Here is an 8,617-nt window from a genome sequence, read left to right as displayed (position 1 = left end):
CAACAGTGGCGCCTATCAAGTGCTGACGCCGGAAGACGCCATCACGCTGGTTAACACACTGGGAGATCACAGCTCGCTCTATCTAACACCTTTATTTGGCGGCGCCCCGCCCGAGAAAGGCTGGAAGATGCTGGAGCTTTTTAAGCAACTGGTATTACCGCACGTACCGCGCACCTGCATTCCCCGCTGGGGACACGCCCTTCAAGCAATCACAGATTGACTGGGTACCACACCTGCTAACTTCGGCTTGTCGCTTAACCGCGCTAAACACAAAGCAGTCCCTGCACCCAGGATCACTACAGAATAGTTGGCAGATTGGGCCTATACATGAGAATGTAAGGCTATCGGTATTACGGGCACCAATCACCTAGCAGTGATTACGCGAACAGCCCCCCTTTGTTCTTCGAATACAGGTGGCGTCCCATGGTTAATAGAAAGCACAACCGCGACGATCTGGTCATACGCAAAGCTCAGGAAGACGACCTTCCGGTACTGGTGGGCTTTCTCGCCAAACTGGCTCTCCACGTGGCCGGCGCTGCGCCCAAAAAACTCAAAAAGAAAGAACGAACGCGCTTAATGGAATTTCTCGCGGCAGCGCTCGTCGACAATGACAAACTGGTGGTGGTGGCCGAGCTGCCAGACACCGGCCTTGTAGGCATGGCCTATATTTATGTCTGGCGCAGCCAGGGCATCTGGGAACAGGCAGCCGATCACGAATTCAAGTCTGGCGTCATCGATGATATCTGGGTTGAACCGGAATTCCGCAAGCTGGGCATTTTCAGCTCAATGCTAAAGGCGCTGATCGCATTCGCCGAGAAGCGAGATGTACCGGAACTTATTCTCGAGTACGCTATTTCAAACAAAGAGGCCGACGCCACGTGGAAGCGGCTGGGTTTTGAAGTGACCGGCGTTCGCGCAGCGGCCTTTACCAACCAGGTTAAAGCGAAGCTGACAACGGGTGCATAGAAAACGCTTACATACATTTCCAGCAGGAGGTGCTCAGTGTTAGGGGATCGCAGTGTCACCGTGTTTTATGACGACGTCATGCTCGGTCATAACCCGCAAGTCGATCTGCCCTTTCTGCCCAGTCGGGTAGAAAAGCGCGTCAGAAATATTCTTAAAGAATTGGACTTTAAATGGAGCTACCCGGAACACCCGGGGCGCTTGAGCGCCATCAAGGAGCTGCTCGACGCAGAGCCCATACCCGGCCTGCAATTCAATAGTGGCCCCCATGCCAGTTATGATCAGCTGGGGCGTGTTCACACCACTGCCTACCTCGATCACATTTTTTCACTGGAAGGAAAACCGGCCTGGCTCGACCGCGATACCACCGCAGTATCAGAACATTCCATCAAGGCAGCTACATCAGCAGCGGGCAATGCCATCGCTGCGGTTGAATGCGTGGTAAAGGGCGAATCTCAAAGTGCCTTTGCGCTGGTACGCCCACCGGGCCACCACGCCGAGCCGGTGAGGGCGCGCGGCTTCTGCCTATTCAATAATGTGGCGGTGGCTGCGGCGCACGCGCAGGCAAAACTGGGTTGCGAGCGCATTCTTATCGTCGACTGGGACGCGCACCACGGCAATGGCACCCAGGATATTTTCTGGGCCGACCCCGACGTACTGTTTTTCGATATTCATTGCGCGGCGCCATTCTATCCCGGCTCTGGCGATCTTGACGAAGTGGGGGGCGGACTTGGCGAGGGTTACACCATCAACGTGCCGATCCCGGAAGACACAGGCGACATCGCTTTTGAAAAGGCCTTCCGCGACATATTGATTCCCGCTGCCGATTATTTTGAACCAGACCTCGTACTGATTTCTGCGGGGTTTGATCCCCACCGCAATGATATGGCCCTGAACCTTACCTATGATGGTTTTGCGATGCTTACCAGCATTGTTCAGGGTATCGCCGACAAGCACTGCGACGGCAAGCTGGCGCTGGTGCTGGAAGGCGGTTACGACCTGAAATCCCTCTCGCGCGGGGTGCACACGGTACTGCAGGTTCTGGCGGGTGGCGAACCTCCGGAGGAACTTGTTGAGCGCGGTGTCGGTGAAGTTGAAGCCGCCGCAGCGTTTCACCTCGACGCGTTTAAAGACGACTGACATCGGCATGACAAATGGCGCCGGCGCTAATTACCCAACAACTACCAAACGGAAATTAGCCATGTGATCTACTATGCTGTACGGTGACCAATGTTAATTTACAAAAAACGCCGCTGTTGTCGACGCCGCAGTCTCGCCACTAGCTCACGACTGATACCTATAAAGGCCGGCTTGTAACAAACGCTATCTTTACCGGCTTTGTCCTGCGCTGACGCTCTCGCTTCTGCTCCGCTGACGGCACTCACGTCCCTATCTGCCACCGCCTGGAGAAATTTATGCAAAAAGATCCCAATAAGGGTTACATAGCACTTCTCGGCTGGGCTCCCAACGCCGTGGAAGCCGCCGCAACATTCGATCGCAGGTATGTTGTAGTTGCCCCCGAGTGGGCGCAGGAGTATTGCGAAAATAACGATATTCCCTACCTGCCCTGGAATTTCGAACGACTGAACGATCGCTCGATGGAGATCGCACAAACACTGAAAGAAATGGGTGTTGATGTTGCAATCCCCTTGTTCGAGGAAACCGTCGAATGGGCCGGAGCAATCAACTCTGTGTTACTCGACAATCCACGCTTGCTCGGTCAGGCCATGCTGATGCGCGATAAATCGCTGATGAAACGACGCGCGCAGCTTGGCGGCATACGCGTTGGTATTTTTGAAGAAGCTCACGACCGTGAAGACGTAACCCGTTTCCTCAAACGTGTAAACCAAACGCTGCTCAAGCTCGACGGCGATCTCAACGACCCCATTCATTTCAAAGCCTTTGACAAGGCTGGCTGCCTTGGCCACCGGGTGATTCGCACGCCTGATGATGTTGATGGCATTCCCGACGAAGAGTTTCCCGCGTTGATGGAATCACATCTCGATGGTTGGGAGTTCGCGGTTGAAGCCTGGATTCACAATGGCAAGATCTGCTTCCTGAATATTTCGGAATACGTCACGCTGGGTTACTCGGTGCACGTTCCCGCGTCACCGGAACTGGAGAAATACCGGCCGCAAATTACCGAACAGATCAATAAGTTGATTAAAACCTTCGATATCGAATTTGGCATGATCCACCCCGAATACTTCGTCACCAGCGACAGTGAAATGTATTTTGGCGAAGTGGCTTACCGGCCACCCGGCTTCAAAGTGTTCGAACTGCTGGAGCGAGTCTATCCCGGCTTTAACGCATACCATGCCAGCTTTATGGTGTTTGACCCGAAAACCACCGAAGAAGAAGTGAAAGCCTACTTCCCGAAAGAAGTGGAAGATGCCACCGGTTATGCCGGCTGCTTCGGTGTCTACCCGCGCCTTCGCGTTGTCAGCCAGCTGGAGATTCCGCAGGAGACCGAAGACCACCCCTATTTCGAGTCGCATGAACTCACCCAGCCATTGGAAGAAATAGTGACCAAACGCACCGCTTTTGGTACGCACTGGGGCCTGGTCTACTTTGTGGGTGACAATGCCGCCGAAATGCATAGATTGCTCAAGCGGCAGGAAGACCTCGACTACTATGTATAATGCCTGGATAAGGGCATGAATACCTGAGTAGTTAAGGAGTGTGTGTGGTAGAGCCTGACAACAGCAACGACAAGCTGGCACTGCTATTGACCCGACTTGAGGCAGCCGTTACCGCCCTGGCGCAGGCCCCGGCTTTTGCCAAGCCCGGCAAGTTGCCCAGGGTGCTTGATACGGCCCGCCGGGTCATCTGTGTCGAGGGCGGCTGTGCAGCGCTACAGGCTCGATCGCAGGACATCGAGAGTGCCGGCCTGTTTCATGGCAGTGATTGGGCCGAACCACAGATACTCCTGCCCGCGCTGACCGCCACCACCCTGCGCACGCCCAATGCCGATACCCTGGTTATTGAAATTCTCAGCCAGCTGCGGCTGCTGGCGGTGGCGCTCGGCGAATATCAACACCCACATATGTCTGCTGAGCAGGCGCATCATTTCCTTACACAAGTGCTGGCGGTCAATCTCTCGCTGCTGTTCACCGCCCCCGGTGAAGCCGAGCGCGAACAGATGGGGCGGCTGGCTGAATTGCCACACCGCCTGCTGGAACACCTGGCAACCAGCATTGGCTACGAACACATCATCGATAAGCTGATCGAGGAAATCTGGCGCATTCTGCAGCAACGACCGATTCAGGTTGACGCCGTCAAACACATGATCACCCAGATTGCGATCTGCCAGGCCAACCCCGAGATAGATCTTGGCAGCAGTGGCCAAGGCGCAGACCGGCTGGTGAGCAGCCTGTTCGGCCCAACCCAGGCCTGTCGCGAAGACCCCGGTGTCGAGGAGTATCAGCAAAAACTCGATTACATGGATACCAGCGCACTGCAGAGCGAAGCCACCGGTATGGCGCGGGCCATGCACGACACCGGGCTGGTATCGCCCTATCACGGCGTGCTGGTACGCCATCTGCTGGAAAATGACGAGCAGTTGCTGGTAGAAGCACTGGGCCTATCCAGCACCGGCCGCGATTGCCTGCTGTGCTATCGCTCCCTGGTGCACGAACTGATCCGCGCCAGCGTGTTTCCGGCTACCTGTCAGGGCATTTACGGCCTATCGCTGTTGCTTGAACGTGGGATTCTCTATCAGCCGGCCGTCTCGCCGGCCATGTGGCGGCAACTCGGGCTACCGCTGGCACCGGTTGCGCGCGAGCGGCTGCGGCTGGCCTTCGGCGATAGCGTCAGCGCTGAGGCCTACCTGCTGGAAGGCGTTATGTGCATGCTGGGCTTGCCGCTGGGCGTTGGCCAGGGCAACAACCCGACCTGCCAGTCGGCCCGCGCATTGTCGATGTGGGCCTACAACGATCCGGACTATTTATTGCAGATGGTGGCCTGGGCGGCGCGCGATGACGAAATCATCATGCACTTTGAAGGGCAACCGATTTCCTCGCGCGAAAGCCAGAGTGGGGTCGCCAGCCTGCTGCCGATTGATCTAGACCCGGTGTCGTTGCTGGTTGTACCGCACCTGGATCGCATCTACGCGGAAATGGGCCGTCGCTGCATTGGTCGCGAGGGCGACCCCCACCGCTGGGTCAACCCGGAATTTCACGGTTGGTGGTCTGGCCGAGGGTTTCGCATCAATGTCGACGTGAACACCGGCGCCCTGATTGATCTGGACGAGTTTATCCGCCACTTCTATGCCACCTGTCACCCCTACTACAACGGCAACCAGCCGCTTATTCATCCGCAGCCCGCCGGCATTGCGGTCACCGACAGCGCCGCCCGATTCATCGGCTGGCACGCCATTACCATCTTACGCGTTGCGCTTGATCCGCAAGATTGCATGCGTGTGTATTTCTATAACCCGAACAACGACAGCGGGCAAAACTGGGGGGATGGCGTCACCGTCAGCACCGCCGGAAATGGGGAACGCTTTGGCGAAGCCTCACTGCCGTTCGAGCAGTTCCTGTCGCGCCTGTATATCTATCACTACGACCCCTTAGAACGCGACGAGCTGGCCGACGTCAGCCGCGAAGAGATTGACCAGGTGATGGATCATATACGCCGCAGCTGGGGCGCCAGTCGCTTGCCAGCCGAGGAATTGCACGCCGGCGCGAGCTAGCGCAGGCGTTTTTGGGGCCACCCAGAAGGCGGCCAGCTGAACAGACCGGTGACTAGAAGGGAATATCGTCGTCAGCAGGGTCAAACGGCGAGTCAAAGGGGTTTTCTTCAACCGGCGGCGGATAGTTCCCGCTGTCGCCAGCACCGGTATCAGCCTGAATCTTCCAGCCAACCAGGTTATTAAAATAGCGGCCGTTGTACTCACGCCCTCGAATATCAAATGTCACGGTGACGCTCTGCCCCGCGTTGAGGCCGTCCAACAGACTGATCTTGTCTTTCAAAAACTCCAGGCTGATATCCTGCGGGTAATTGCCATCTTCTACGGTGACAACCATTTCGCGCTTTGTGAAACCGCTGCTAAACGTTTGGGTTTCCTGTATCAGCTTGATTTTGCCCGTTAATTCGTAAGACATACTTCTCCCTTAGCCGTAAAAATAGTGGTTCTTTGATGCAAATAGTCGAGTCACCCAACGGATCTGGCCGGCCAATCTGCTCCGTTAGCCGCCCGCTCCAACAATCGAGGTAGCATCGCTCAACAGACATGATTTGCGGCACAGTATACTGAATTTCTACCCTCTAACTCGACGCATCGGGGAAATCCCGGTCTCGGCCGCATAAAACACGCTGAAATTCAGTACACTACTGCCCACATCGCACCACCGCACAAACCACACAGGCTAGTTTTGAGGATACTGATGTTCAAAGTAATAGGCGCACTGATCGGCTTTTGGGTGTTCGGATTTCTGGGTGCCCTGCTGGGGTTCTTTATAGGCAGCGCCTACGACAGAGTTCGCATGCTCGGCCTGGGCGGGGCAAACCCGCTGACGCGCAATCACCGCCAGCAGGTATTTCTGCAGACCATTTTCACACTTAAGGGCAAACTCGCCAAAGCAGATGGCCATATTTCGCAAGCAGAAATAGACCACACTGAAGCATTTATGCGCCAGCTGAAAATGTCAGCTGAGCAGCGGCAACAGGCTATTGAGTGGTTTAAACAAGGCTCCGGGCCTGACTACGACGTATCCACAGTGATTCAGGAGTTCAGGCGCACCTGTGGTCACACAGCCAACTTGCCGGAGGTATTGCTGGTCTTCCTGGTGGTGATTGCGCTGGCTGACGGCGACTTTGATGCGGCAGAAGAAGCACTGCTGGCTGATATAGCTCGGCAGCTGGGCTTTAGTGATACGCAGTTCCGGCAGATACTTGAGCGCACACTGAACCAAACCCACTTTGCCCCCGGTCAGACTAGCCAGAATCAGCTGGCTGACGCCTACAAGGCATTGGGTGTCGACGAAAGCTGCAGTGATCAGGAGTTAAAGCGGGCTTACCGCAAACTGATGAGCCAATACCACCCAGACAAACTGATGGGCCAGGGTGTGCCCGATGACATGATCGAACTCGGCAAGCAGCAAACTCAGGAAATACAGGCTGCCTATGAGTTGATCAAGCGCTCGCGAGCAGCGTGATTACGGCGGCGCAGTTGGCCGCACCACACAACAGGCCCCGCTCAGGCACGCAGTAACACGACTGAACCCTCGGCTTCACCAATAAACATCGTTTGGATCAAAGCGGCAATCTGGAATATTCTCCTGCCGCTTGTTTCGCACCTCGCGGATTTCCCGCTGCGCGCGGACACGCCAAAACGGATGCCCGTCGGCATCAACCTCAAAACGTCGCGCTATCAACTCATTGGCTATGGCCGACCGGGCAGCAACCGCCAGCGCACGAGTTTGGTATGGCCCCTGCACCTTCGCCCGCAACCCAGCGCCCGATGCACGGGCAGACAATGCCACCAAGCTGTAACTTGAATCATCATTGCGCAACACAAACATCTCAATGCGAAATGCATGGCTATTGCGGAGCATCAACGCTTCTTCGCTAGCAGAAAATGCCAGGTAACCGAGATGCACAACCGTTCTCCCTGACCATAACAAACAATAATTTACTAATGGTGGCGCAGCGCTTAGCCCGCGACCATTGCCCCGACGCCAGTCTGCAACTGATCCACAGCGCCCCGCTATTCGTACGATACCCTAAAGGGAAACCTAAGGAAGACACCGCCATGAGAAAATTCATTTTGGAAAGCTACGAGCTGGTGATGGATAGCCGAAAAAACCCTCTTCACCACTTGGACTTAGCTTCGCAACATCAGGTTATGCAAGCACTTGCCTGGATGTGGAGCATGGTATTTTCACTATCCTTTCTATCAATATTCTATTTCCATTACGTGTGGGCAGCCCACCTGCTGATTCTCGGCGGCATCTTCTTCACCGTTGGCGTATTCCGACATGCCGCAAAACAGGAACACGAGCAATTCACAGCACCTGCAGCCGCAGTGCCCAGCCACGACGACCCGCACACAAACTACAGCCACGCCTCTGCCTGCACCTGGCGACTTGATAGCGAAGCGTAACCTCAGCACCGGGGCCAACGGCCCCGTCACTGATCACCCCGCCCTGCAAAACCAGCCACGTGAACTATACTGAAAGCTTGTTATCACTGAATTGCTGTTGAGGTGTTTCCAATGCTTGATGAATTCAAGAAGTTCATTATGAAGGGCAATATGATCGATATGGCCGTCGGTATTATCATTGGTGCGGCCTTTGGCACCGTGGTGAAATCATTGGTCGCCGATGTCATCATGCCGCCGATCGGGATGCTGATGGGCGGTATCGATTTTTCAAACCTGTTTGTCGCCCTTGACGGGGAAACCTACGCCTCGCTCTCGGCAGCCCAGGCTGCGGGTGCCGCCACGATTAATTACGGCGTATTTATAAACAACTGCATAACACTTCTGATTGTTGGCTTTGCGGTATTTTTGCTGGTTAAGGCCATTAACAAGATGAAGGAGAAGGAAGAGTCAGCCCCCAAAGAGCCACCAAAAACGCCTGAGGAAATTATACTGCTTCGGGAAATACGCGATGCGATGACCAAGTAGTATTACACCAACTACTCACGTAGA

General features: G+C 55.2%; 9 protein-coding genes and 1 pseudogene. 8 read left to right on the top strand and 2 right to left on the bottom strand.

The window, feature by feature from the left end:
• The 5 genes and pseudogenes from AC222A_RS13580 to AC222A_RS13560 form a co-directional block, all read left to right on the top strand.
• Nucleotides 1-220 (top strand): annotated as a pseudogene (locus AC222A_RS13580) (hypothetical protein); the annotation flags it as partial.
• A 203-nt stretch (nucleotides 221-423) separates the two neighbouring features.
• Entirely contained in the window at nucleotides 424-966 is a 543-nt protein-coding gene (locus AC222A_RS13575; protein ID WP_372748216.1) for a GNAT family N-acetyltransferase, read from the top strand.
• Between the two features lie 36 nt (nucleotides 967-1,002).
• Nucleotides 1,003-2,103: a histone deacetylase family protein gene (locus AC222A_RS13570; RefSeq protein ID WP_372748217.1), complete on the top strand. Its 1,101-nt coding sequence runs from the start codon at nucleotides 1,003-1,005 to the stop codon at nucleotides 2,101-2,103.
• A gap of 275 nt (nucleotides 2,104-2,378) precedes the next feature.
• Nucleotides 2,379-3,605 (top strand): ATP-grasp domain-containing protein, encoded by a 1,227-nt coding sequence (locus AC222A_RS13565; RefSeq protein ID WP_372748218.1) that lies wholly within the window; start codon nucleotides 2,379-2,381, stop codon nucleotides 3,603-3,605.
• A 44-nt stretch (nucleotides 3,606-3,649) separates the two neighbouring features.
• Complete coding sequence (locus AC222A_RS13560) at nucleotides 3,650-5,656, top strand: hypothetical protein (protein ID WP_372748219.1); 2,007 nt, start codon at nucleotides 3,650-3,652, stop codon at nucleotides 5,654-5,656.
• Between the two features lie 52 nt (nucleotides 5,657-5,708).
• On the opposite strand, the gene AC222A_RS13555 is transcribed toward AC222A_RS13560, so the two are convergent.
• Nucleotides 5,709-6,068, bottom strand: coding sequence for a DUF3127 domain-containing protein (locus AC222A_RS13555; RefSeq protein ID WP_372748220.1), 360 nt, complete (start codon nucleotides 6,066-6,068; stop codon nucleotides 5,709-5,711).
• A 282-nt stretch (nucleotides 6,069-6,350) separates the two neighbouring features.
• On the opposite strand from AC222A_RS13555, the gene djlA reads away from it, so the two are divergent.
• A complete protein-coding gene (djlA, locus tag AC222A_RS13550; RefSeq protein ID WP_486775106.1) occupies nucleotides 6,351-7,121 on the top strand; it encodes a co-chaperone DjlA in 771 nt (256 codons plus the stop codon).
• A 75-nt stretch (nucleotides 7,122-7,196) separates the two neighbouring features.
• Here djlA and AC222A_RS13545 read toward each other — a convergent pair whose 3' ends face one another.
• Entirely contained in the window at nucleotides 7,197-7,565 is a 369-nt protein-coding gene (locus AC222A_RS13545) for a PA4575 family protein (protein WP_372748222.1), read from the bottom strand.
• Nucleotides 7,566-7,717: 152 nt separating this feature from the next.
• Between AC222A_RS13545 and AC222A_RS13540 the strand changes: the two genes are divergently transcribed.
• Both AC222A_RS13540 and mscL read left to right on the top strand, forming a co-directional pair.
• Complete coding sequence (locus AC222A_RS13540; RefSeq protein ID WP_372748223.1) at nucleotides 7,718-8,068, top strand: hypothetical protein; 351 nt, start codon at nucleotides 7,718-7,720, stop codon at nucleotides 8,066-8,068.
• A 111-nt stretch (nucleotides 8,069-8,179) separates the two neighbouring features.
• A complete protein-coding gene (gene mscL / locus AC222A_RS13535) occupies nucleotides 8,180-8,593 on the top strand; it encodes a large conductance mechanosensitive channel protein MscL (RefSeq protein ID WP_372748224.1) in 414 nt (137 codons plus the stop codon).
• Nucleotides 8,594-8,617 lie beyond the last annotated feature (24 nt).

This window comes from Litorivivens sp. (assembly GCF_057445395.1).
Note: the sequence above shows the minus strand (reverse complement) of the source record. Positions and strands in the feature narration are given on the sequence as shown.

Excerpts from the sequence above, each read along its gene's own strand:
- mscL (WP_372748224.1), top strand. The coding sequence starts at position 8,180 with ATGCTTGATGAATTCAAGAAGTTCATTATGAAGGGCAATATGATCGAT.
- AC222A_RS13565 (WP_372748218.1), top strand. The coding sequence starts at position 2,379 with ATGCAAAAAGATCCCAATAAGGGTTACATAGCACTTCTCGGCTGGGCT.
- djlA (WP_486775106.1), top strand. The coding sequence starts at position 6,351 with ATGTTCAAAGTAATAGGCGCACTGATCGGCTTTTGGGTGTTCGGATTT.
- AC222A_RS13540 (WP_372748223.1), top strand. The coding sequence starts at position 7,718 with ATGAGAAAATTCATTTTGGAAAGCTACGAGCTGGTGATGGATAGCCGA.
- AC222A_RS13575 (WP_372748216.1), top strand. The coding sequence starts at position 424 with ATGGTTAATAGAAAGCACAACCGCGACGATCTGGTCATACGCAAAGCT.
- AC222A_RS13555 (WP_372748220.1), bottom strand. The coding sequence starts at position 6,068 with ATGTCTTACGAATTAACGGGCAAAATCAAGCTGATACAGGAAACCCAA.